This window comes from Bacillus sp. BHET2 (assembly GCF_005938125.1).
Classification (GTDB): domain Bacteria; phylum Bacillota; class Bacilli; order Bacillales; family Bacillaceae_B; genus Rossellomorea.
Window position 1 is genome coordinate 1,588,490 of record NZ_VCQN01000001.1, and the last position, 25,123, is coordinate 1,613,612.

The following is a 25,123-nucleotide window of genomic DNA, read 5'->3' on the forward strand; positions in this document are numbered from 1 at the left end:
TCTTCTCTCTATATTAGGTAATTCATAAAAAGTGTCGCTAATCCAAAATAAATTAGGATACTTATAATATCATTGATCGTTGTAATAAAAGGGCCAGAAGCAACGGCTGGATCTACTTTTAGCTTGTGCATTAATAAGGGGACTAATGTGCCTGCAAGCGTGGCGACAAATAATGAGACCAACACCGAAATCCCCACAAGCAGTCCAAGGAAGAATTCACCTTTCCATACATAAACGACGATACTGACCACAATTCCGCATGTCGTACCTGTGATAAGTCCTGTACCCGCTTCCCGTATGACAAGGGACATCTTGTTTTCCTTTTCCAAATCCCCTGTTGCAATCCCTCTCACTGCTACCGCCAGTGCCTGAGTCCCTGTGTTCCCGGCCATCCCTGCAATCAAGGGAATAAACACTGCAAGAATCGCTACTTTATCTAATGTATCTTCAAATCGTCCAATCAGGCTTGCCGTAAACATTCCGAGGAATAATAAGGCGATTAGCCAGGGAAGACGCTTTTTAGCTGCATTCACAGGACTCCGATCGATTGAATCCAAATCGGCAATACCGGCAAGTTTTGAGTAGTCATCAGAAGCCTCTTCTTCCATAACGTCCATGATGTCATCCACCGTTATGATTCCGAGAAGATGATGTTGAAAATCGACTACAGGCAGAGCGAGAAAGTCATAATCTTTCATTTGTCTGGCAATGGCTTCCTGATCCTCGCTGACGCCAACAGCCATTACACGATCGCTCATAATTTCACCGATCATGACATCATCATGGCTAATGATCAAATCCCTTAAAGAAATAACTCCTACAAGTTTCTTATCATCATCCACTACATATATGTAGTAAATCGTTTCGGCGTTCGGTGCTTCATTCTTCAATATATACATGGCAGATCGCACTGTCTGATTTTTTGAAATGGCTACAAACTCCGTGGTCATGATACTTCCTGCAGTATATTCCTCATAATGCAATAATTCTTTGATTTCTTTAGCTGATTCATCATCCATTATGGTCAGATAACTGACGACTTGATCTTTGTCCAGTTCATTTAAGACATCAACCGCGTCATCGGCGTACATATTAGAAAGCATTTCTGCAGCGTATGTAGGGTTCATCTCGGCTAGAATCCCCTGATAGTCCTCTTCATCGATATCTAGGCTTTCAAAGAGCTCCGCCATTTCCTCCGGAGAAAGATAGTGATAGAGACGATTTCGTAATCCTTCATCTATTTTAGAGAAAAATTTCGCTTGGTCATAAGAGTGTAAATGGACAAATTCAGAACGAAATAAATCGAGATCTTCTTCTTGAAGGGCTCTAATGAGAAGGTCTTCATCGTACATTTCTTTATCCTGCCTTTCTCTTTCCTTTTCTTGATCTTGAGTTACTTCAGACATCATATACACCCTCCTTCTATTCTTGAATTGTATATAGTCGTAATAATACTAGCAAATCTTGAAGAGAATGTCTCTTTTGAATTCATTTTTTATGTACGTATTTTGCTTGATTTTTTCGTATAAATCACTCTGCCAAAAGTCTGTTGGTTTAGAGCTCCCATCACCTTCAGCAGGGAAGAGAGACTATTCGTTTTCATACAGCTTTACCTTTTAAGCCAGAGACATGGTGAATAAAAACACTCTCCTGATGAAAGACTGAATCATTAATATGTCATAAAATACGGGAAAAGAAAAGAAAAAAGGCACGGTCCTACTCGAAAAGCATCTTGGACGTTAGATCAAAAACTTAACGTTGTATTTTATTTACTTTAATACATGAGTGTTATCTTCATTGGGACAATCGTCTATAAATAATTCCTGGAACAAGAAAGAAGGGGTAGGATGAAAATTGATATCATCGGTGATGTTCACGGTTGTTACAAAGAGCTTAAAAAATTGACGATGAAGCTGGGGTACAATTGGGCTAGCGGCTTACCAATTCATCCAAAAGGAAGAAAGCTTGGATTTGTAGGTGATTTAACTGACCGGGGACATCACTCACTTAAAACCTTGTCCACTGTTTCCTCACTTTATCAAGAGGACTCTGTCTATTATGTCCCAGGTAACCACTGCAATAAGCTCTATCGCTATTTCATAGGAAACAACGTTAAAATCCTTCACGGTTTGGAAACAACCGTAGCGGAACTCAGCGCACTACCAACAAGTGTAAGACACCGCTACAGAGATATGTTTATCGAGCTATATGAACAAGCCCCTCTATACCATGTATTGGATGATGGGAAACTTATTATAGCCCATGCAGGGATTAAACAAGAATTGATTGGCGATAACAATAAGCGCGTAAAAACATTTGTGCTATATGGGGACATTACTGGTGAGAAGAATGATGACGGTACGCCGGTTCGAAAAGACTGGGCACTGGACTATAATGGGATGGCATGGATTGTATACGGTCACACCCCTGTGAAAGAGGCGAGAATTGTCAATAAGACTGTGAACATCGATACAGGAGCGGTGTTTGGTGGTAAGCTCACTGCATTGAGATACCCTGAAATCGAATTGGTTAGCGTGACCTCTGAAATGCCTTTAGTGGAGGAGAAGTTTCGGGTATTGGAGTGAGCGAATGATTTCCATACAAAAAGAGATCCTTTTCAACTAACCGAAAAGGATCTCTTTTTTATTGGCTATCAAGCAAAATCCGCATATCTGAAGGCATCTCAGACTCCAGATAAATCCATTCCTTTTTAATAGGATGAAAAAAGGAAAGCTGCTTACAGTGTAGTGCTTGTCTGCCAATCAGCTCTGCACTGCCACCATACAGGTCGTCTCCTGCCAAGGGATGCCCTAAGGATGACATATGAACACGGATTTGATGGGTTCTTCCCGTTTCCAAACTCAACTCGATATGGGCAAAATCAGAAAACTGCTTCACCGTCTTATAATAAGTAAGGGCATATTTTCCGCCTGCTTGCACTTCTCTTTCGATGATACTATCAGGTTTCCTGCCGATCGGTTCCTCGATCGAATCTTCTCCCCTGTCCAGTATCCCTTCAACAAAGGCTTCATATTTCCTCTTGATTTCCCGTCCCTTCTGTTGAAGGCTGAATAAATGATGGACGTGTCGATACTTTCCTATTAAAACGAGTCCAGATGTGTCTTTATCCAACCGTGTTACGATATGAACGGTTGATGGAATATCACTCTTACGATAATATCCCAAAATCGCGTTAGCTAGGCTTCCTCTAGGCTCATGTTTCGTGGGAATCGTCTTCATTCCCCAGGGTTTGTCTACTACGAGCACATCATCATCTTCATAAATGATCGATAGATTGGCCTCATCTTCCACCAGGGTTTCACTCCCATTTTCTTTCGGGAAACGCACCTCGAGGATATCCCCTTCTGAAAGGGGGTATCGTACATTCTCTTCTTTTCCATTCACTGTGATGGATCCACCATCAAATTTCACTGCAGTTAGGGTGCGCTTTGAGATATGCTCATCGATTAAGAATTCTCTCATCAGCTTCCCCTCGTATAGGCACGGAATAATCCATTTCAGCAAATAGCCTTTCATACCGTAATGCCTGACCTCTCCTTATTCATCAGCAACAAAGGAATCATGCACCCTTTTCCAAAACGGGAAAGGACGGAAGCGGGCAAACCGGATTTTTTCATCAGCCACACGATATTGAATACTTTTCACATCTTTATGAAGGAGGGATAGATGGTCGATGGTAACCAAAAAATCAGGACCATTTACCGGCTTCAGCATGCATGTATGATGGGCAGGTAAAATCAGTGGTGATCCGATGGTTCGGAATACACGATTATTAATGGAGGCCATCTCAGCGAATTGGATTGCAGGTAAAGACGGATGAATGATCGCGCCACCAAGTGCCTTGTTATAAGCCGTACTGCCTGAAGGAGTCGAAAGACACAATCCATCACCCCTAAAGCGTTCAAAGTGCTGTCCCCTGATTTCCACATCCATGACTAGAGTGCCTTCTACGCTTTTGACCGTTGATTCATTTAGAGCTAAATAACGTGTTTCCTTTCCACCATGCTGATAGCGAATGATGGTTTCAAGTAAGGGATATTCGATGATTTGATAAGGCGTTTTTGCAATGGCAATGACTAACTTCTCAATCTCTTCTGGTACCCAGTCTGCATAGAAACCCAGGTGGCCAGTATGTACCCCCACAAAGGCCGTTTTATCCAGCCGGGAGCTGTATCGATGAAAGGCATAGAGGAGGGTACCGTCTCCCCCAACGGAAATGACAATATCAGGTTGATCGTCATCGTAGACCAGATTGAAATCCTGAAGATACGTTCTCATTTTGTGCATTAATGTATTGGACTTCGAATCACCTTTAGATGTTATCGCGAACTTCATTCGTTTACCCCCTTCAAGTCACTGCTGATTTCGTTGATCCTTTGAACTTTTTCCTCGCTGATCTTTTTCCTTTTTGTTTGTGAATATGACTTGGGCTTCCTGAATTTCTTCTCTAATCAAGCTCATCTCTTCATCAAGTCGGAAAGCTGCCTCCGCAGCACTCTGAAGACGAAAACGAATTTGTTCAGGAATTTGACCACTGTACTTATAATTCAAAGAATGTTCAATTGTTGCCCAAAAATTCATTGAAAGAGTACGGATTTGAATTTCTACCAGTAAATTCTTTTCACCGTATATCGTTTGCACCGGATAGTCGATGACCACATGATAAGAACGGTATCCGCTTTGTTTCTTACACGTAACATAATCTCTTTCCTCAATAATGGTAAAATCCTTACGGGCACGAAGTTTTTCCACAACAACATGAATATCCTCAACAAATTGACACATCATCCTCAATCCTGCTATATCCTGTAATTCTGCTCCTAAATCTGCTAGTTTGATGCCTTTTTGATTCGCTTTATCCAGTATACTCGCAATTGGCTTTACCCTGCCGGTTACGAATTCAATGGGAGAATGGGTGTTATGGAGTTCATATTCTCCTCTCATCCCTTTAAGCTTAATCTTCAATTCATCTACCGCTTGCTTGTAGGGAGCTAAAAATTGTTCCCAGTGATTCATTCTCCTCACCTCTTTACGTCACGCGCCTATTTTTCAAGAAACACGCTCTCTACCTTTTTAACCATTTCGTCACCGTAGTTACCATTTCCTTCTATATTATCAACAAGATAGTCAAGCTCTTCTATGAATTGATCCAGTTCCAAAGAATACTCATCACTTTTAGCAATGACAGCAGCCTTTTCCTTTAAAGCTTTCTTCAGTTCAGACCAGATAGACTCATTAAGATATAGGTAAACATATTCTTCTTCGTTTTCTGCAAGGTAGACGAACGCATAGTTATCAGAATCTGCAATGATTTGACCGGCTGCACTCGTTCCTTGTAAAAGGTCCGCTTGGTCCGTATGTAGGTATAATGTACCATCTTCATATGTAGTGTGTTGAAATTGAACTATTTTCCTCATGATATTCTTCATCCTTCCATTAAACAATCAGTATCATTTTAACATAAGACAACCATTTCATCTAAACATTGAAGTTCCCTTTTATTAAAGAGATAATAGAAGAAGGATGAAAGGAAAGGATGCTTGAAATGACACAAGAAATCGAAATTGAATTCAAGAATCTAGTAACCCAAGATGAATTTTCACAATTAATCTCTCATTTCCGCATTAAAGATGAGGACTTCACCTCTCAAGATAATCACTATTTTGATACACCAGACTATCTACTAAAAGACAATCAGTCAGCCCTAAGAATCCGCCATAAAAGTGGGACCTATACGCTAACGTTAAAAACTCCCTTAAAAGAAGATCTTTTAGAAACGAATCAGCAATTATCGAAGCAGGAAGCTGACTCGCTTTTAAGCGGATGTGTATTTCCTGAGGGTGAAGTCAAAAATGTCCTTCACTCCATGAATATCTCCACTCAATCCCTTCAATACTTCGGGACACTTACGACGAGCAGAGCTGAAATCAATTATAAAGAAGGACTTCTTGTTTTCGACAGAAGCTCTTACTTGCAAAGACAAGACTGTGAGCTTGAGTATGAAGTGAAAGAACGTCAATCAGGCGAAAAGATATTCCGATCCCTATTGGAGCAGCTAAATATCCCACTACGGAAAACGGATAATAAAATCAAACGCTTCTACACGGAAAAATTAAAACAGGATTGATTTTTACCGATATATAAGAAGAATCCATGTTTTCAAAAAGCTCTTTTCGCAAAGATTGTTGTTATCTAACATAGCAAATGCTAAGGCTCTGTCTATGAGTGAATGCGGTAGATGGTGAGGGGAACGGCTTCGCATTCCGGCGGACGAACGGCCAAGCCTCCTCGCATTCGCTGCGGGGTCTTGTCTCGCCCGTTTTTCCGCAGGAGTCTACGCCGTTCCCCTCACCATCTAAAGAGATTTCGTGACAGAGCTTACTAGTGAAAAAAACGAATGATATAGTATTTTACTATTCCAGATAAAATTGACCACTGTATAGGTTGATAAACTGATGTTTTTTAGACGTGTATGGCAGTAGGTTAGATCTCATACTTTGTAAGTTGATTGTAGCGGAAGGTGCTCGACTCCGACGGGAATAGCGGGAAAGTTGAGACCCCACAGGGCAAAGCCCGAGGAGGCTCAACTCACGCCCCGCGGAAAGCGAGCACCTGCAGCGGAAATCAACTAGCACTCGCTACCTTCAATAGCAACAACGTTTACGAAAAGAGCCTTTCAAAAAGAGGAGTTAATTTTATGAATGTTCAGCAGTTAAAAACGATGATGGAGTTGCAAGCCCTTACTAGCTTGGGGTCTATATCTTCTGTTCAACAATCCACTGGAAAGTCCAGTGATTTATTTCAACAGCTATTAAATCAGGCACTCTACACGGACCAAAATAATGGAAATATGAATCAATCACTAGGAGCGGTTCGAGAAGCACTAGCTTCTAAATCAGCATTTTCAGTCATACAACCTATTCATGGACTCACCACCATGAACCAGCCAAACCGGAAAGCGCCTCAGGAAATCGATGCCATTATCTCACGTGCATCAGATCATTATGGAATCCCCCAAAAGCTGATACAAGCAGTTATAAAGCAGGAATCCAACTTCAATCCTGACGCGGTCAGTCCCGCTGGCGCATCAGGACTGATGCAGCTCATGCCAAGTACGGCAAGGGGACTCGGTGTGAATAACATCTTTGATCCGGAAGAAAATGTATTCGCAGGAACCAAATACTTAAAGCAAATGCTTGATAAATATAATGGAGACGTACACATGGCTCTCGCAGCCTACAACGCAGGACCAGGGAATGTTGATAAATACAATGGAATCCCACCGTTTAAGGAAACGACAGCATATGTAAAGAAAGTGACAGATCGCTATTTTGCATAACCCCTAACTTCCATTTGACGGTAAGTAAGAGAAATGCCTGTGATTTCAAAACGAATCACAGGCATTTTTCTATTCATTATTCCCATCTACCACATATAAGTTTTCTTCGCGCACCACTAGAGGTGAAAAAAAAATAGGATGATAGACCCATTCTATACTCAATAAGAAATCCACCATATTTTTATGAAAACAGGATAGACATGTGAAAGAAGGCTACACTAATTTAGGAATAATACGTTGGTGCAAGCCGATTTGTTTGAGATAAAGATGAATGCTTGCTAGAATGAAAATACAATCTAAGGAAAAAGGAGTCATTCTTATGGTCGAGAAACCAAAAATGCCTTATAATCTTATCGGCGAAAAGAAACTCTCCATGCTCGTAGAAGCTTTTTATAATAGAGTATCAAATCATCCGGAATTAGCACCCATTTTCCCCGATGATTTAACCGAGACAGCTCGTAAACAAAAACAATTCCTAACCCAATATTTAGGTGGTCCGGCTCTTTACACAGAGGAACATGGACACCCTATGCTGCGTGCAAGGCACCTCCCCTTTCCCATTACAGAGGAACGGGCAAAGGCTTGGTTAAGCTGTATGCATGAAGCGATGGATGAAGTCGATCTAGAGGGTCCAGTAAGAGATGACTTTTTTCACAGACTGGTATTAACCGCTCATCACATGGTGAATACAGAAAATCCAAAGGGGTATGGCATTGACTAGAACCAATAGTTGGCATCACCTTAAAGGGTGTGGACATGACAAGAAACCTCTGGAAATTTATATGTTTGTTGACCCTCTTTGCCCGGAATGTTGGGCGCTGGAACCGATATTAAAGAAATTGCACATTGAATACGGACAATACTTTCGGATCCGCTATATTTTAAGTGGACAGCTCTCATCCTTGAATCTTGCAACAAAACGAAAACAGGAAGATTTAGCACTACAATGGGATAAGACAGCTAGCCGCTCAGGAATGTCATGCGATGGAAGCTTATGGATTGATAATCCTATTGATTCACCGTACCTTGCATCATTTGCCATTAAAGCAGCAGAGCTACAAGGAAAACATTCTGGAATTCGTTTCTTACGCTTTTTACAAGAACGATTATTTTTACAAAAACAAGATATATCCGATTTCGAGGTATTAAAGGAATGTGCCCGTGCCGCCAAACTTGATTTGCCTGAATTTATGAACGACATAAATTCTTCCTCGGCTTCTAAAGCCTTTCAATGTGATGTTAAGATCACATCTGAGATGGAGGTAGATGAAATCCCGACATTAGTCTTTTTCAACGAGAACATTGAAGATGAAGGGTTGAAGATTACAGGATTGTATTCCTATGAGGTCTACGTTCATATTATTGAGGAAATGCTCGCAGAAAAGCCAGAAAAACAGCCCTTGCCTCCACTGGAAGTATTTATGAAGTATTACCGGGTTGTGGCTTCGAAGGAAATAGCCGTGGTGTACGATTTATCTATAGAAGAAGTCGAGAAGCAAATGAAAAAATGGACGCTTCAGCAAAAAGTTAAAAAGCTACCAGCTAAGCATGGAACGTTTTGGAAATATATGAACCAATAATTATTTCACTATAATAAAATGCCGTATAAATCAAGAAAAACCGATGTTGTTTCCAACATCGGTTTTTCAATACGAACAAAGGGGATGGGAGAAATTTTTCACGGTCAAACAAAGGGGTATATGTTTGCTTGTGATCAACTTCACACTGATAATATATCACTTATGCACTTGTATTGGCAAGTTGTTTGTATGTTATTTCACAATATTGTCAAAATCAATACATGTTCTCTGCCAGTCCTTCATATACATGGTAATAAGACTACCAATGGAGGGAAATCACTATGACATTAAAGATAAAGTATGGAATCCTCCTCCTATTAATCCTGATCAGTTTCTTTATTAACATCCTCGGCCTTATGCACCTAATTCCAATTTATATAACATCCCCTGTCCTGTTCCTCTCACTCCTGCTTTTCTTCCATTCCCTAGGAAACCGTAATCGCTTTAGAGGATTTAATTCCATGAAATGATTGCCGGACCTATTATTTCAAGAGGAATGATTTCATAAATAAACAACACCCTGTCTTGAGGCTAATGCCTCGAGACAGGGTGTTGTTCTTGTTCTCAGTAGTCATTACTGAAGCTTTTCCAACAATTCTTCCATTTCATTCAACTTTTCCTCAAATACTTTACATGCGTCTTCCACAGGTTTGGTGGTTGTCACATCCACACCCGCCTTTTTCAATACTTCAATCGGATAGTCGGAGCTTCCTGCTTTCAAGAAGTCGATGTAACGTTCCACTGCAGGCTCTCCCTCTTCAAGGATTTGTTGACTGAGGGCAGTTGCAGCAGAGAATCCCGTTGCATATTGGTAAACATAATAATTGTAATAAAAGTGAGGAATGCGTGCCCACTCCAATCCAATCTCTTCATCAATCGAAATGTCATCCCCGAAATATTTTTTATTCAATGCATAGTACTCTTTTGTTAGGAATTCAGAGGTAAGTGCCTCTCCTTCTTGTGCCTTCTTATGAATTAAGTGTTCGAATTCAGCAAACATGGTTTGACGGAAAACCGTGCCTCTGAAACCTTCCAAATAATGATTTAAGAGGTACAAACGTTTTTTCTCGTCATCGATTGTGTTCAATAAATAATCATTCAATAACGCTTCATTACATGTAGATGCTACCTCAGCAACAAAGATGGAATAATGCCCATACGTATAAGGCTGTGCTTGCCTCGTATAGAAGCTGTGTACACTATGCCCGAATTCATGAGCCAAAGTAAATAGATTATTGACATTATCCTGCCAGTTCATAAGGATATACGGGTTTGTGCCGTATGCTCCGGAAGAGTAAGCACCGCTTCTTTTACCTTTGTTTTCAACTACGTCCACCCAGCGATTTCCAAATCCTTCTTTCAGCACATTTGCATATTCATCACCAAGGGGCTTTAGCCCGTCAAGGATCATATTCTGAGCTTCGTCATAGCTAATGTCCATTTTCACTTCTTTTACAAGTGGGGTATAAAGATCGTACATGTGAACCTCATCCAACCCCAGGACTTTTTTACGAAGCTTTACATATCGCTGAAGCAAATGAAGGTTCTTGTTGACCGTTTCTACCAAATTATCATATACTTCTTCCGGAATATTGTTATTAGATAACGCTGCGTGCCTTGCTGAGTCATAATGTCTTACATTTGCAATAAAGTTATCTTTTTTCACAGCACCGCTCAATGTAGAAGCAAATGTATTTTCAAACTGTCCATACGTTTCGTATACCTTTTTAAATGCTTCTTCACGGACACGGCGATCACTGCTCTCGAGGAATCGGATAAAACGACCATGAGTAATATCAACTTCTTCACCATTCTCATCTTGAATGCTTGGAAACTCAAGGTCTGCATTATTCAGCATACCGAATGTATTACTAGCTGCACTGAACACCTCAGATGCTTGTGCAAGTAATGCCTCTTGTTCAGCAGAGAGAACATGTGGACGTTCTAGGTTGATTTCCTCCAAAGCGTGCTTATACTGTTGCAGCTCTGCTTTCTCCTCAAGGAATCCTTGAAGCTTCTTCTCATCAATGGATAGTACTTCAGGAACCAAGTAAGCGAATTTGCTTCCTAATTGGGTATAAAGGCTTTTGGCCCGGTCATCCAGTCCTTGATAATATGAATTGGTCGTGTCCTGGTCATAGCGCATATGAGAATATGTATATACCTTCCCCATACGTTCCATTATTTCATCTTGGAAGGCGAATGCTTTGTAAAGCTGATCTGAACTTTCCGCCAGTGTCCCTTTAAATTCGTCTGCCCGAGCTGTTAACTCCTTAATTTCTTTATATTCTTTTTCCCACGCTTCATCACTTTCAAATATATCTTCCAATCTCCACGTTAATTTCTCCTCTACCTCTTTTCTTCCAGGTAGACTTTTTACAGCTGTATCTTTTGACATATACATCCTCCATTCTGAAATCTACAGAAAATTCCTTATAGTTACATTCTCTCTTATCTAAGAATTTCCTGCAACAAAACAATCTTGGTTATACCTTTTTTAATATATGCTTCCATTTAGAAATAAGCTCATGCTGGTGCAGTTCGAACTCAGGAAAACTATCCGGACATTTCCAAGGAACGGAAACACTGTACTCACCACACCTCTTCCTCTCTACCACGTTGAACTCTTCTAATAGATCCAAATACCCTGATACGTTTCGCTTAATCACTTCATCAACTTCTATAAAAGGAAGCGATCTAAGTTCAATATCTCCACGATCGATTCTTCTATTTACCACCCTAATCACCTCTTCCTCTGTGAAAAATAGGTTCTTCTTCAAATAGTCCATCCATATATAGTATTGCCATTCAACAACGTGATTCTTTATATGAATACTATGAGGAATGACCGGTAACCCGACAAAAAGCGGGAGATACAACAGCGTATCGCCTTCCTCGTATACTGCCCGTAAAAAGGAATCCTGTTTCGCCTTGTAATATTGAAGTTTGTTATAAATCCACTTCGTACGGTATTGATTCCATTTTTCTAATCGATATGGGTGATTGACAGCAAAATGGGGAATGAATAGCGGAAGGGTGAGTTGGTCGATAGGTATTGGAATAGGATAGGAGCAAATAAAGGCTGAGGTTGAAGTCGGGATAAGATGGGTGAACAATTGGAAGCTTCTTTTTTCAGGAAGAAAATGAAGCAAAAAATAGTGTAACTGGGGAGAGTACCGGATAAAAGCCTGTTGAAATGAAGATAAGGATAGAAGCTCTTTGTGCTTTACTTCTTGAGTTAGAATCCAAAACGGAGTAATATGACGCTTATGATATCCCTGGGTTCGGGAAATGAGATCTGAAATGGGGATAGTGGAACACTGGATTTCCATAGCAATCTCTTGCGACTCCGTTTTTACATATAGATCAGCGATTTGCTTAAGCTCATTGATATAGTGCTCAACCTGTACATCATTATATAGAAAGCTTAACCTCTCATATAAGAGTTGCTTACTATGAAGGTGTCTCGGTGATTCTTGTCGATAAATGTCGCAATCAGAATCCGAGAAATGTGCGAAATGCGGAACATTCTTAATTCCTATTCGCAAGTTTACTTCACCCGAGCAGTGTGGACAGCGAAAAGAACGACCTTTTCCCTTAAACTCCTTTAATTCCTCTCTTGAATAATGAATCGTGGTAATTACTTTCTGATTTAATAAAGCTGATAACATAGAACACCTCCTCCTGTAATCATTCGCCATAAATACAGAAATTCCTGCAAAAAAAGCCTTCAAGTGATTTACCACTTGAAGACTCATATTATAGTAATGGAGACATCAACCGAGAAGTGGATTCCAATATTCTATAGCCAAGATGTCTCTTCTGGAATTCTTCCAATTGTAATTCTTTAGAGTCCTCTAAATCATGAAGATATTCTTTAACGATGCTGGATGTACTTTCTGTTTTATATAAAAATGCATTCACTTCAAAATTTAAATGAAAGCTCCTCATATCCATATTAGAGGTTCCAATCGAAGCCATTTCTTCATCAACAATCACAATTTTACTATGCATGAATCCCTTTTGATATTCGAAAATTTGTGCTCCAGCTTCTAGAAGGTCAGGAAAATAAGATCTTGAGGCATGGAAAACAATACGTTTATCCGGCTTATGAGGTACCAACAGCTTTACATCCACTCCACTTAGTGCAGCAATCTTTAATGCTGAAAAAATATCTTCATCCGGAATGAAATAAGGAGAAGCTACCCATACACTTTTTTTAGCAGACGTGATCATTGAAAAGAAAATATTCTTCAATACACTCAATTCATTGTCAGGTCCGCCTGCAATCATCTGTACTCCACCATCATTTGCATTTTCAAGTGGATCGGGACTTAAATATCCAGGCGTCAAGAAGTCATCGTTGGTCATATAATACCAGTCTTGAAGAAAGATTAATTGCAGGGTCCTTACCGCTTCTCCCCTGACAAAGAGATGGGTGTCTCTCCAAAAACCGAAATGAGGATTCTTACCTAAATACTCATCTCCAATATTAAGGCCCCCGACAAATCCTATACTCCCGTCGATAACAATGATCTTCCGATGATTTCTAAAGTTGAATTTATTATTCAGTACAGGGATCTTAACAGGTCCAAAGGGAACAACCTCGATTCCTGCCTCCTTCATCTCTGCGATATAACCCTTAGATAATTGCCAAGCTCCCACCGCATCATAAAGGAAGCGAATTTTCACCCCATCATTGGCTCTTTCAATAAGAATGTCTTTAATCTGATTTCCAATATCATCATGACGAACAATGTAGTATTCCAAATGAATATGATGTTTGGCCGTTTTTAACCATTTCAGTATTTCACCAAATGTTTCTTGTCCATTGGTCAACAGTTTCGTTTCACTAGAGAAAGATATAGCACTATTTCCAATACGCTGGGCAAGCTGAAAATGTTTTTCCTGAAACAATCCAAACATATCTGCGTTGATATCCTTAGGGCCTGGTTCATATTTATGATAGGTTTCTTTATCCAATATGTACTTCTTCTTGTACATCTTCTCCTTGCGATAATTCCGGCCAAATAATAAATAAAAAATGAATCCCAGGAAAGGAAATGCTCCTAACACGACCAACCAAGTCAATGTTTGAGTCGGATGACGATTCTCAAAGAATATGAGAAATCCAATGACAATGACGGAGAATGTAAAGACGATACTGATATACTTCACCATGCCAGATAGGTACTGATCAAAATAGAAAATATAACTTAATGCAAGAACAGCAATAAATAGGAGGACCCTCACTGTATTTTTCATACGTTTAACACCTTCCACTGGCTTAATGATTCCATGAAAATAAAGCCCTGATAATCATGCTACCTTTTTAACAAATATCCAAAAAGGAGGAAACAGGGAAATAAATATAAAAAAATACCGATTTCTGAATGAAACCGGTATTGATTCTTACGAAAAGTGTTTACTCAACGTGTCAAAAACATGTTCGGATATTACCACTTTTCCATACTCTTCAAGTCGATGAACGGTCATTCGGGACTCATCGGCATATTCAAGCAATATACTTAGCATATTGTCGATATCTTCTTCTGCAAAATGTTCTTCTGAAAATTTAACATAAATAAAATATCTATTTTCAAATGCTAGCAGCTTTGTTTCTAAATGCTCCAAAGGCATGTCTTTCATTCGATGAGAAAGGGCAATCGCATCCTCAAAGTCATTGAACTTCAACGTGAAATCAAGCGACACCTCTGCATCCTCATCTTGGTCTTGCTTAATTTGAAAATGCTGATCGAGAAGATCCTCTATTCGTTCATCAACAGGAAGTTCCTTCAGCTTATCCTCTGGAATAGGAAGTTCAAATCGCTGACCATCTTTTGAAACTTGAGCTCTGGTAACTAGTACTTCCAGTCCTTTATCTAACGCCTGCACCTGGATCCATAGCGGACCTTCAATTCCAAACTCTTCTTCTTGATGAACCTCATCCATCATATCCCAGAAAAGTTCTTCACTTCTTTCCCGATTATACCAGATTTCTTCACGGTCGAAGCCGCGATCTTCTATATCTCCGTATGATATATAGAACTTAACGGTATTTTCATTTATACGTTCGATTTCCAATTAACACCTCTCCCTTCTTGCTTGATGTTGGTGAAGGGACTACACCCTCTGAGCGAAAACACTCTAATGCTGGTGAAGATAGAAGATACATTTAAGTTAGTTTGTACCTTGTACTCCTATTTTATGATAAAACCGTAGAAAATGGAATTAAATGAACACCCATTTTTTCTTTACAAATCCTCTAAGGTGTTTTTGACATTTTAGCGAATATTCGCAGAAAATTCAAGTGATAATACTTACTCTAATATAAAAGGGGTTGACCCGAAAGGATACGCAACGTTCCTTAAAGGGTCAGCCCCTTTTACTTATATATTCTCACACGTTAAAAATATGCTGAGAATCTAAGAATACTTTAGTTTACCATTCTTTGAGCTTCCATAAGCTGGAAAGTACGAACTTTTCTCGGAAGGAAACGTCTGATTTCATCCTCATTGTATCCAACCTGAAGACGTTTCTCATCTAAGATGATTGGGCGTCTTAAAAGTCCTGGATTTTTTTGAATAAGCTCGAAAAGCTCTTGAAGTGGTAATGTTTCTAAGTCTACATTAAGTTTTTGAAACGTTTTTGATCGAGTCGAAATGATCTCATCTGTTCCATCCTCGGTCATGCGCAGGATTTCTTTGATTTCATCAATACTTAATGGCTCAGAAAATACGTTACGCTCTGTATATGGAATCTCATGCTCTTCTAACCAAGCTTTTGCCTTACGACAAGATGTACAACTAGGTGAAGTGAATAATGTAACCACGAATCATTCACACTCCCTTAAGGATTTTTTTATAAGATAGAGTATTTTATTTAAACATAAACTGTTAATTAAAATTAGTTTAAATAAGAAATCTCTATTATGTATTATACATGAATTACTGTCCCTTGAACATAGTTTTAACCAATTTGTCAAATTTCCTATACATAGGTTTAACATACGTTAAATAATCTCTTTCTATTAAGGGTTTACCCGTTACATTTTTACTTTAAACATGATATCAAACATTTCTATTTTTTCATTTAGAAAACCTTATTGCGAATAGACAATAAGGTTTTCTAGGTTTAGAGGTTTTTCAAAACATCCTCATCGCGATCATTATCTTGCTTTAATACTTCTTCAACAGGCTGGTAAGACGCACCATAAAACTTCTGATCCTTGTACGTATGAATTAACTCATATGTTTTCTTCATGGAGTTGAAAATTAGATCTTCAGATTCATGATTTGGAGCCCAATAAAGAATTTCCATTTCATTAATTTCGTTTGTAGCAAGTGAACGACGGGCATAGCCGATACTGACAGCATGTTCAAAGCCTTCACGCTTATAGAACTTTAAGCGTTTCTCCGTATCAGTGTCATCATAATCCACAGGTTCAACTTCCAAGATGATGGCTTTCTTCTTTTCTTTTAATTGATTGAGTAATTTATGCCCTAATCCCTGTCCTCTGGCATCCTTCGAAACAAATAAATAATCAATAAAGATAAAGTCATCGAGTTCAACATACATAAGGACGTGATGAGGTCCCTCATCTTTATGATAGATGTCGCTTCTCTCTTTAAGCAGAGTTTCGAGATGTTCTTTTGATTTCATTTCCTCTACAGGGAAATACTGATTTAACTTTTCATACCAGTGCATGGATCTACTCCTTTAAGTGAATTTTTAAATGACATTGACTAACGAGATACCATTATGTTTCTCAGAAAAAAAATGTTTATGTTAGATGTTAGTCCTATCCGTGGGATAATAATACGGAATCATGAGCTGAACTGCCCATGAAGAGGGTGATGTGGTTGAAAGCGGTTAATCTTACCAATATATTAATGATAACAATATTTCAGTCTTTTTTCAAATGGTAAGCTAAGCAAACCACTTTGAGGGAAGGTATTTATCTTACACCAAAAGGCTCTGTCTATGAGTGAGTGCGATAGATGGTGAAGAGAACGGCTTCGCTTTCCGGCGGACGAACGGCCAAGCCTCCTCAGCTGCGCTTCCGGGGTCTCGGCACGCCCGTTTTTCCGCAGGAGTCTACGCCGTTCACCTCACCATCTACAAGAGATGTCGTGACAGAGCTTACTAGTGAAAAAACGAATGAAATGGTATCTTACTACTCAAGCTACCATCAACTACTGTACACGTTGAAAAATGATGTTTTCTAGCCGTGTGCGACAGTAGATTAATCCTCCATACCTAGAAAGTTGATTTCCGCTGCAGGTGCTCGACTCCTGCGGGAATTGCGGGAAAGTTGAGACCCCGCAGGGCAAAAAGGAAGCCACTGAAAAAGTAGTCATTTTATAAAAATGCTGTTTTTTAGGGGGTCAAATATGTCTCCCTACCAGTCTATCGTCGCTTAGAAGCGAATCTGGAGCCTCGTTTTTTAAACATCATTTTTTATCTTTAAAATGCTGGACTTTTTCAGTGGCCTCGCAAAAAGCCCGAGGAGGCTCAACTCACGCCCCGCGGAAAGCGAGCAACTGCAGCGGAAATCAACCACCACTCGCTACTTCAATAGCAACAAAGTTTTCGAAAAGAGCCCACAAAAAAAGACTGACCTGTCATTTTTCAGGTCAGTCTTTTCTATTATGGAGTGTAGTCTACACCTTCTGTATATGAATTACCAGCATCCCATAGAAGGAATTCGTTAATTCCTTGATCATTTAATGCTTTAATCTGAGCTTCTACTTCTGCTTTACCATATACTTTATAATTCCCGCTCCCAAGCCAAGAAGCTGTGAAGTCTTGCAGCCATGGTCTGGATATTGGCTTGTTCTTTAATTCGGCTATTTTCGCTTTCTCCACCTTGGAATATTCAGTCACTAATTCATAAGGTTGCATATCAGGTTTCGCTATTCCGAAGTAAGGGGTCCAATGGCTCGGATAAATCATCGATGAAATAACATCTACGTTTTCTGATATCTTCGAGAAATTCTGACCGATGCCTGGCGCTTCCGGAAGTGTTGCCGTGTAACCGAAAATATCGACAGACACTTTCACCCCATATGGTTCAAGTTTTTTATGGGCATACTCAACAAAATCTGTGACGGCATGGACACGCTTTTGCACATTATCAATATCTTCCTTGGCATATTCCCCACCATCATACTTCAACTCGTCATCACGTTTCTCGAATCCTTCAGGGAATCGAACGTAGTCAAATTGGATTTCCTGGAAACCCATTTTTGCTGCTTCAATGGCAATCCCTACATTGTAATCCCATACTTCTTTAAGGAATGGATTTACGAAGGAATCACCCCCGCCGTTTGACCAAACTTGATCACCGTCTTTAAAGGATAAGTCCGGTCTTTGGTTCGCTAAGATAGTATCTTTAAATACAACAACCCTAGCGATAGGGTAGATTTTCTTTTCTTCTAATATTTTCAACATCGCTTTGGGGTCTTTTATATATGGTTGGCCCACCTTCGCATATGGAGAGGACTCTTCCGGTTTATATGTAACATTCCCTACATCATCTTTCACATCAATGACCATCGCGTTTAAATCCGTATCGTCCATTAACTTTGTAAGAGTTTCGAACCTGGCTCCACCAGCTGAATGTGCAGTAACATACACCCCTCTTACAGCATCAGGATACTCAAAGTTCAGTCCTGAATCATAGACAAACCGTGGTAGTGTGTTTGTTATTTCCTTTTTATTCATGGAAAGCGTTCTCTTCTCATGAGTTTTGACCTTCCCTTCAGCAGCACTTGCCGAATATGACGGCCCGAAGCACATTGTGACTAAACATAAAGATGTCGCTACCTTACTCCATTTCAAAATTAACCTCTCCTCTATTAAATAAGCTATCTAGTAAATTATGTAACTCCTTACTCTATTCTACCAAGGAAATAACTTGAAAGAAAAGGGATAATCCACCTAATCTGTCGAAATTTCCGAGGAAATTAATAATCTTCAATATATAGTATGATTTTCTTCATAAAAAAGAATAAATGTCTAAAATATTTATGTTCTCAATGGAAAAAGCTCCCCTCATCGAAGGAAGCTTTTTTCGTTTTCTAGTTTTTGTATTGTGCTTTATACTGTGCGAATTCTTTCTCTGAACAATAGACGAAATGTCCAGGAACGACTTCACGCATTTCAAGATTATCATCTTCTGTATAATTGTGAACAGAAGGATTATACTCTTTTCTTCTACGTGTACGCTCATACTCTGGATCCGGTAAAGGAATTGCTGATAAAAGCGATTGAGTGTAAGGGTGAAGCGGGTTTTTGTATAGGGCCTCACTTGTTGTCAATTCAACCAGCTTACCGTAATACATAACGCCGATACGATCACTAATATATTTTACCATGGAAAGATCATGGGCAATAAACAAGTAAGTTAACCCTTTCTCTTTTTGAAGCTCCTGCATCAGATTCACAACCTGTGCTTGAATGGAAACGTCAAGGGCAGAAATCGGCTCATCGGCAATGATAAAATCAGGGTCAACCGCTAAAGCACGGGCAATCCCAATTCTCTGACGTTGTCCGCCAGAGAATTCATGTGGGTAACGACCTGCGTGTTCTTTGTTCAAACCAACCGTTTCAAGCAGCTCATGTACCTTATTAATACGCTCTTGTTTTGAAGTAGCTAACCCATGGATATCGATTCCTTCTGCAATGATATCGGCTACTTTCATACGGGGATTTAAACTTGCATAAGGATCCTGGAAAATCATTTGCATTTTACGATTGAATTTTTTCAATTGAGAACGAGACTTTTTACCATGCACGTCTTCCCCGTTAAAGAGTACTTGACCGTCAGTCGCATCATATAACCGAATAATCGTACGACCAGTCGTTGATTTACCACAGCCCGATTCTCCAACTAGACCAAGGGTTTCCCCTTTATAAATATCAAAACTGATATCATCAACCGCTTTAACCATATTCGGTTTACCAGGGTTAAAGTATTGTTTTAAATTTTTGATTTCTAATAATTTTTCAGCCATTATATACGAACCCCCTCAACAAGTACCGGCTCTTTATAATTCGCAGGCATTTGTCTTTGTCTAACTTTCACTGCTTCTGGAGGCTCAACTTGTGGAGCACTCGGATGCATTAACCATGACTTCACATAGTGAGTGTCTGAAACCTGATAATAAGGCGGTTCTTGCTCAAAGTCCACTTTTAATGCATATTCACTCCGAAGAGCGAATGCATCTCCTTTAGGAGGATTCAAAAGGTCAGGCGGAGTACCAGGGATAGCCACAAGCTCCTGTTCCCCTTCAGTATCCGTAGTTGGCATAGAGCCAATCAATCCCCACGTATAAGGATGGCGTGGATCGTAGAAAATTTCATCTACTGTTCCTGTTTCCACGATTTGTCCACCATACATAACAGCTACACGATCTGCTACATTTGCAACAACCCCAAGGTCATGAGTAATGAAAATGATCGATGTTTCAATTTTATTCTGCAAATCCTTCATCAATTCAAGGATTTGAGCCTGAATGGTTACATCCAATGCGGTTGTCGGCTCATCGGCAATCAAAATTTTAGGATTACAAGCAAGTGCAATCGCAATAACGACACGTTGACGCTGACCACCGGAAAATTGGTGTGGGTATTGTTTAAAACGTGTTTCCGGGCTAGGAAGGCCCACTAATTTAAGTAATTCTATCGCACGTTTTTTCGCATCATTCTTACTCATGTTTTGGTGCTTGACCAACGGTTCCATAATTTGCTTACCAATGGTCATTGTCGGGTTTAAAGAGGTCATCGGATCTTGGAAGATCATTGAGATATCTTTACCACGAATCTTTTGCATATCTTTCTCAGGAAGCTTCGCTAAATCTTTGCCTTCAAAAAGGATTTCTCCACCCTTTATAAATCCTGGAGGGTTTGGAATTAATCTCATAAGTGCTTTGGTCGTAACCGATTTACCAGAACCGGATTCACCTACAATCGCTAACGTTTCACCTTTATCTAAATGGAAATCTACACCGCGGACAGCCTGAACTTCTCCTCCATGCGTATTGAAGGAGACATGTAGATCTTTCACTTCTAAAATTTTTGACATATTTAATATCTCCCTTCGATTACTTTCGCATTTTCGGATCTAGTGCGTCACGAAGTCCATCAGCCATTAAGTTAAAACTCAGGATGACTAATGAAATGACCGCAGATGGTACTAACATCATGTGAGGGAATGATTGAATAGATTTATATCCATCATTCACTAATGATCCTAGTGATGCTCTTGGTGGAGCAATCCCCAATCCGATAAAACTCAAGAATGCTTCAGTATAGATCGCAGCTGGGACTGTAAACATAGTAGTGATGATAACAGGGCCCATAACGTTCGGAAGTAAGTGTTTAAAGATTAGTCTATTACTAGTTGCCCCTAGAGTTCTAGAAGCCAGAACAAACTCCTGATTCTTTAACTGTAGCACTTGACCGCGTACAATACGCGCCATGCCAGTCCAACCGGTTATGACCATTGCCATCGTAATTGAGAATATCCCAGGTTCAAATATTAAGATAAAGAGGATAACTACAATCAAGTTTGGAATCCCCACTAAAATTTCAATGATACGCTGCATGACGTCGTCGACTTTTCCACCATAATATGCAGAAATCCCACCATAAGAAATACCGATCAAGAAATCAATAATCGCTGCAAGAATACCAATGTATAGTGAAATGCGTGTACCACTCCAAGTACGAGTCCAAAGGTCACGCCCTAAATCATCCGTACCAAACCAGTATGTGTCCTTAATTTGTCTAGCTTCATATACATCAAAACCATCTGCATCTTTACCGTCAAATGGAAGCCAACCGATCCCTGAAAGCGCTTCAATTTTTGGAGGCAGCTTTGCATGCCTGATTTCTTGATCACTAAACTTATAATCATTCATCATGGGGCCGAATATAGCAAAGAATATTATGATTGCAGTGATAATCATCCCTAAAAGGGCACCTTTATTCTTGCGTAACCGAATCCATGAATCCTGCCAAAAATTTAGACTTGGACGTGAAATTTTTTCTGCTTCATCTCCACTCGCCTGTTGAGGTTGGAAGAGGTCTGGACTGAGTTGCTCTAACTTCTTTTTGTTTGATTCCATTATTTCTTCCCTCCAGCTAAGCGAATACGTGGATCAATGATTCCATACAGAATATCCACCAAGAAAATTACACCAATGAATAAAGCACTAAAGAAAAGGGTAATTCCCATAATAACCGTGTAGTCATTAGTGTTAATAGACAATACAAATTGTTCCCCGAGTCCAGGAACAGCAAAAATTCGTTCTACAACAAGTGACCCCGTCATTACGGCTACTGTCATAGGTCCAAGGATTGTAACAATAGGTATCATTGCATTCCTTACAGCATGCTTCACAATGGTTCCTGTTTTCGAAATACCTTTTGCAGTTGCTAATAAGATATAGTCAGAATTTAATATCTCAAGCATCTCTGTCCGCATAAAACGGGCAATAGTAGCAACTACACCAACAGTTAGTGCCAATGTCGGAAGAATTGTATGTTTATATTCTCCCCATAGAGCAACTGGTAACCATTCAAGTTTCACACCAACATAATATTGAAGTAATCCAGCAAACACGAATGATGGGATCGATATTCCTAATACAGCCATAAAAGTAGATCCATAATCGAGCCATGTATTGTGTTTGATAGCTGCGATAATACCTACCAGAAGTCCTAAAAACGTACCTAGTACCATTGCTTGAAATCCTAGAAGTGAGGAAGGTCCAATACGATCTCCAAGAATTTGTGTAACTGGACGATTATCATATTGGAAGGACAACCCTAAATCTCCTTTTGCCAGCCCGACCATATAGTTAACATATTGTTCCGGCAGCGGGTCGTTAAGACCATATTTATCCAGGATGATTTGTTGTTGTTCCGGAGACAGCCTTTCTGTGTTTTGCAGTGGAGATCCAGGTAGGAGCTTCATCAGAAAGAACGTGGCGGTTGCAATAATAAGCAAAGTGATGATCATATAGACGATACGTTGAATTGTATATCTGACCATTCTTTAGCCCCCCTTTTTTATCTTTTTTTTCTACATTTTTAATTATAGCTAATTTCGACAAATTTTCAATGTATTTTTACTTTTTCGATAATTATCGACATTCACTGGAAAAGGAGAGCATATGCCTATGCATACGCTCTCCCCTCTAAGGTTTGTTGATTGAGTCAAATACTACTCAATTGAAGCCCATTTATAAGATGCATCTGCACCAAATGAGTGACGTAACAGACCTTTAACATATGGACGCTCTAAGAAAGCAGATCCACGTTGGTACATTGGGCTGATCGCTTGATCATCAAAAAGGATTTTCTCAGCGTCAACCATAGCTTGCCAGCGAGCTTCAGGATCATCAAGAAGTTCACCTTTCGCTTGTTCAATTAACTTGTCATATTCAGGATTAGAGTATCCCATTTGGTTATGAGCACCGTCAGTTACGAACATGTCAACGAAAGTCATCGGATCTGGATAGTCAGGACCCCAACCAGCGAATGAGAAGTCATATTGACCTTTTGATTCTAATTCAAGTTTTTGCTTGAATGGTTGCGCTTTAATGTTAACCGTTAAACCTTCAAGATTTTGCTCAAGTTGTTCTTTTAAGAATTCACCAATTTTCTTAGAACTGTCAGAATCATAGTTCAATAGTTCTAATTCAATCGTGTCTTTACCTAACTCTTCTTTAGCTTTAGCCCAGTAATCTGCAGCTTTTTTAGCATCAAATCCACCGAAATCGCCTACCGCTTCACGGTATTCAGTTCCATCAGGACCAGATACGAAATCTTTTGGTACTAGGTAGTAGGCAGGAATCGATCCATTATTAAGAAGAACGTCTACCATACCTTGTTTGTCATAAGCAGCATCAACCGCTTTACGTGCGTTAACATTTTTCATTACTTCGTTACCTTCGTTCAGGCGCAAGAAGTAAACAGATGTATCAGCTTTTGTTTTGAAGTTTTCGTCTGATTTGTATTTGTCAACAAATTCAGCAGATAAAGTAGCTACGTCAACCTTATTTGTTTCATAAAGGTTAACACCAGTAGCGGTATCTTTAACGATATTAAAGTTAACTTCTTTTAGCTTAACAGTTTCAGCATCCCAGTAACTGTCATTTTTCGATAATTTAAAGCTTTGTTCATGCTTCCACTCAGAAAGTGTGAATGGACCATTATAGACAGCCGTGTCAGCTTCAAGACCGAATTTGTCGCCTTGAGACTCAACGAATTTTTGGTTTTGTGGATAGAAAGTTGCGAATGAAAGCAATGCTTTGAAGTACGGTACAGCTGTTTCAAGCTGAATTTCTAAAGTCATATCATCAACCGCTTTAACACCTAATTCTTCAACCGGAACATCACCGGAATTTACTTTAGCAGCATTTTTGATATCGTACATTATGTACGCATACTCTGCACCAGTATCAGGGTTTAAAGCTTTTTGCCAAGCGTAAACGAAGTCGTTTGCAGTAACTGTATCTCCGTTAGACCACTTTGCATCACGTAATTTGAACGTGTATGTTTTACCGTCTTCACTGATTTGTGGCTCTTCAGCCGCCATACCAAGTGCAGGCTCATCATTTTCACCTAAACGGTAAAGGCCTTCAAATACGTTGTTCATTACTTTGAATGAAACAGAGTCAGTTGCCAGAGTAGAGTCCATTGATGGGATCTCAGAACTCTCAAGTAAGTTAAGTACCTGTTCTTTCTTTTCAGCAGAATCTCCGCCGTCACCAGATTTTTCTCCGCTATCAGTCTTCTTGTCGCCGCCACAAGCAGCTAAAAAAGTACTAAGAGCTAGAAGAAGAACCAGCAAGAATGAAAACTTTTTCTTCATCTTGAAATTGACCTCCTCGTAAATCTCATATTTATTTATCTTCTAATTTTCAGAAGATTTGTTACTTATTATACATGATAGAGAAATTATTGCAATATGAATTTAACAGTTTTTTTGCTAAATTATCAGATTAATAGGTATATGGACTGTAAAACCCCGTCATTAAAGGCTTTTTTCTAAACATTTTAGATAGCATGTCCCATTACAATTGTTACAAATGTAAATTACAGTAGGATTTATCTTATGACCATTTTGTGATTTTTCCCTATTTCTCACACTCTCTTTCTATTATAAATA

General features: G+C 39.5%; 23 protein-coding genes. 6 read left to right on the plus strand and 17 right to left on the minus strand.

Annotated elements, in window-relative coordinates; translation table 11 throughout:
• Nucleotides 1-8: 8 nt before the first annotated feature.
• The gene (mgtE, locus tag FGG79_RS08105) at nucleotides 9-1,352 is read right to left on the minus strand and encodes a magnesium transporter (protein ID WP_138777669.1); all 1,344 of its coding nucleotides are present in this window, start codon (nucleotides 1,350-1,352) and stop codon (nucleotides 9-11) included.
• A gap of 495 nt (nucleotides 1,353-1,847) precedes the next feature.
• Between mgtE and prpE the strand changes: the two genes are divergently transcribed.
• Complete coding sequence (gene prpE, locus FGG79_RS08110) at nucleotides 1,848-2,585, plus strand: bis(5'-nucleosyl)-tetraphosphatase PrpE (protein ID WP_138777200.1); 738 nt, start codon at nucleotides 1,848-1,850, stop codon at nucleotides 2,583-2,585.
• A 58-nt stretch (nucleotides 2,586-2,643) separates the two neighbouring features.
• Here prpE and FGG79_RS08115 read toward each other — a convergent pair whose 3' ends face one another.
• The 4 genes from FGG79_RS08115 to FGG79_RS08130 form a co-directional block, all read right to left on the minus strand.
• The gene (locus FGG79_RS08115) at nucleotides 2,644-3,483 is read right to left on the minus strand and encodes an RluA family pseudouridine synthase (protein ID WP_240794220.1); all 840 of its coding nucleotides are present in this window, start codon (nucleotides 3,481-3,483) and stop codon (nucleotides 2,644-2,646) included.
• Between the two features lie 75 nt (nucleotides 3,484-3,558).
• Nucleotides 3,559-4,356 carry an NAD kinase gene (locus FGG79_RS08120; RefSeq protein WP_138777202.1) on the minus strand — a complete coding sequence of 266 codons (798 nt, stop codon included), beginning with the start codon at nucleotides 4,354-4,356 and terminating at the stop codon, nucleotides 3,559-3,561.
• 18 nt (nucleotides 4,357-4,374) lie between these two features.
• A complete protein-coding gene (gene yjbM, locus FGG79_RS08125) occupies nucleotides 4,375-5,037 on the minus strand; it encodes a GTP diphosphokinase (RefSeq protein WP_138777203.1) in 663 nt (220 codons plus the stop codon).
• A gap of 26 nt (nucleotides 5,038-5,063) precedes the next feature.
• On the minus strand, nucleotides 5,064-5,438 hold the full coding sequence (locus tag FGG79_RS08130) for a UPF0738 family protein (RefSeq protein WP_138777204.1): 375 nt from the start codon (nucleotides 5,436-5,438) through the stop codon (nucleotides 5,064-5,066).
• 128 nt (nucleotides 5,439-5,566) lie between these two features.
• Between FGG79_RS08130 and FGG79_RS08135 the strand changes: the two genes are divergently transcribed.
• The 4 genes from FGG79_RS08135 (at nucleotide 5,567) to FGG79_RS08150 (ending at nucleotide 8,940) form a co-directional block, all read left to right on the plus strand.
• Nucleotides 5,567-6,148, plus strand: coding sequence for a CYTH domain-containing protein (locus tag FGG79_RS08135; RefSeq protein ID WP_138777205.1), 582 nt, complete (start codon nucleotides 5,567-5,569; stop codon nucleotides 6,146-6,148).
• 570 nt (nucleotides 6,149-6,718) lie between these two features.
• Complete coding sequence (locus FGG79_RS08140; protein ID WP_138777206.1) at nucleotides 6,719-7,360, plus strand: lytic transglycosylase domain-containing protein; 642 nt, start codon at nucleotides 6,719-6,721, stop codon at nucleotides 7,358-7,360.
• Nucleotides 7,361-7,679: 319 nt separating this feature from the next.
• Nucleotides 7,680-8,081, plus strand: coding sequence for a globin domain-containing protein (locus tag FGG79_RS08145; RefSeq protein ID WP_138777207.1), 402 nt, complete (start codon nucleotides 7,680-7,682; stop codon nucleotides 8,079-8,081).
• On the plus strand, nucleotides 8,074-8,940 hold the full coding sequence (locus FGG79_RS08150; protein ID WP_240794221.1) for a ClpXP adapter SpxH family protein: 867 nt from the start codon (nucleotides 8,074-8,076) through the stop codon (nucleotides 8,938-8,940). Before FGG79_RS08145 ends, FGG79_RS08150 begins: the two co-directional genes overlap by 8 nt.
• 574 nt (nucleotides 8,941-9,514) lie before the next feature.
• Here FGG79_RS08150 and pepF read toward each other — a convergent pair.
• The 6 genes from pepF to FGG79_RS08185 form a co-directional block, all read right to left on the minus strand.
• Nucleotides 9,515-11,338 carry an oligoendopeptidase F gene (gene pepF, locus FGG79_RS08160; protein WP_138777209.1) on the minus strand — a complete coding sequence of 608 codons (1,824 nt, stop codon included), beginning with the start codon at nucleotides 11,336-11,338 and terminating at the stop codon, nucleotides 9,515-9,517.
• 88 nt (nucleotides 11,339-11,426) lie between these two features.
• Nucleotides 11,427-12,611 carry a competence protein CoiA gene (locus FGG79_RS08165; RefSeq protein ID WP_171050838.1) on the minus strand — a complete coding sequence of 395 codons (1,185 nt, stop codon included), beginning with the start codon at nucleotides 12,609-12,611 and terminating at the stop codon, nucleotides 11,427-11,429.
• A gap of 88 nt (nucleotides 12,612-12,699) precedes the next feature.
• The gene (gene cls / locus FGG79_RS08170) at nucleotides 12,700-14,205 is read right to left on the minus strand and encodes a cardiolipin synthase (protein WP_138777211.1); all 1,506 of its coding nucleotides are present in this window, start codon (nucleotides 14,203-14,205) and stop codon (nucleotides 12,700-12,702) included.
• Nucleotides 14,206-14,352: 147 nt separating this feature from the next.
• Complete coding sequence (gene mecA, locus FGG79_RS08175) at nucleotides 14,353-15,024, minus strand: adaptor protein MecA (protein WP_138777212.1); 672 nt, start codon at nucleotides 15,022-15,024, stop codon at nucleotides 14,353-14,355.
• 352 nt (nucleotides 15,025-15,376) lie between these two features.
• Nucleotides 15,377-15,772: a transcriptional regulator SpxA gene (spxA, locus tag FGG79_RS08180; protein WP_138777213.1), complete on the minus strand. Its 396-nt coding sequence runs from the start codon at nucleotides 15,770-15,772 to the stop codon at nucleotides 15,377-15,379.
• 302 nt (nucleotides 15,773-16,074) lie between these two features.
• A complete protein-coding gene (locus FGG79_RS08185; protein WP_138777214.1) occupies nucleotides 16,075-16,647 on the minus strand; it encodes a GNAT family N-acetyltransferase in 573 nt (190 codons plus the stop codon).
• Nucleotides 16,648-16,940: 293 nt separating this feature from the next.
• Here FGG79_RS08185 and FGG79_RS08190 point away from each other — a divergent pair, with 293 nt between their 5' ends.
• Nucleotides 16,941-17,168: a hypothetical protein gene (locus tag FGG79_RS08190; protein ID WP_138777215.1), complete on the plus strand. Its 228-nt coding sequence runs from the start codon at nucleotides 16,941-16,943 to the stop codon at nucleotides 17,166-17,168.
• A 421-nt stretch (nucleotides 17,169-17,589) separates the two neighbouring features.
• On the opposite strand, the gene FGG79_RS08195 is transcribed toward FGG79_RS08190, so the two are convergent.
• The 6 genes from FGG79_RS08195 to FGG79_RS08220 all read right to left on the minus strand — a co-directional run bounded on the left by FGG79_RS08195 (nucleotide 17,590) and on the right by FGG79_RS08220 (nucleotide 24,826).
• Complete coding sequence (locus FGG79_RS08195) at nucleotides 17,590-18,786, minus strand: putative glycoside hydrolase (protein WP_481747270.1); 1,197 nt, start codon at nucleotides 18,784-18,786, stop codon at nucleotides 17,590-17,592.
• A 236-nt stretch (nucleotides 18,787-19,022) separates the two neighbouring features.
• Nucleotides 19,023-19,958, minus strand: a complete 936-nt coding sequence (locus tag FGG79_RS08200) for an ABC transporter ATP-binding protein (RefSeq protein WP_138777216.1) — start codon at nucleotides 19,956-19,958, stop codon at nucleotides 19,023-19,025.
• Entirely contained in the window at nucleotides 19,958-21,028 is a 1,071-nt protein-coding gene (locus FGG79_RS08205) for an ABC transporter ATP-binding protein (protein ID WP_481747257.1), read from the minus strand. The genes FGG79_RS08200 and FGG79_RS08205 overlap by 1 nt, the downstream gene beginning before the upstream one ends.
• A 19-nt stretch (nucleotides 21,029-21,047) precedes the next feature.
• On the minus strand, nucleotides 21,048-22,073 hold the full coding sequence (gene opp3C / locus FGG79_RS08210; protein ID WP_138777218.1) for an oligopeptide ABC transporter permease: 1,026 nt from the start codon (nucleotides 22,071-22,073) through the stop codon (nucleotides 21,048-21,050).
• On the minus strand, nucleotides 22,073-23,002 hold the full coding sequence (gene opp3b, locus FGG79_RS08215) for an oligopeptide ABC transporter permease (RefSeq protein WP_138777219.1): 930 nt from the start codon (nucleotides 23,000-23,002) through the stop codon (nucleotides 22,073-22,075). Before opp3b ends, opp3C begins: the two co-directional genes overlap by 1 nt.
• 171 nt (nucleotides 23,003-23,173) lie before the next feature.
• A complete protein-coding gene (locus FGG79_RS08220) occupies nucleotides 23,174-24,826 on the minus strand; it encodes a peptide ABC transporter substrate-binding protein (protein ID WP_138777220.1) in 1,653 nt (550 codons plus the stop codon).
• Nucleotides 24,827-25,123: the final 297 nt, after the last annotated feature.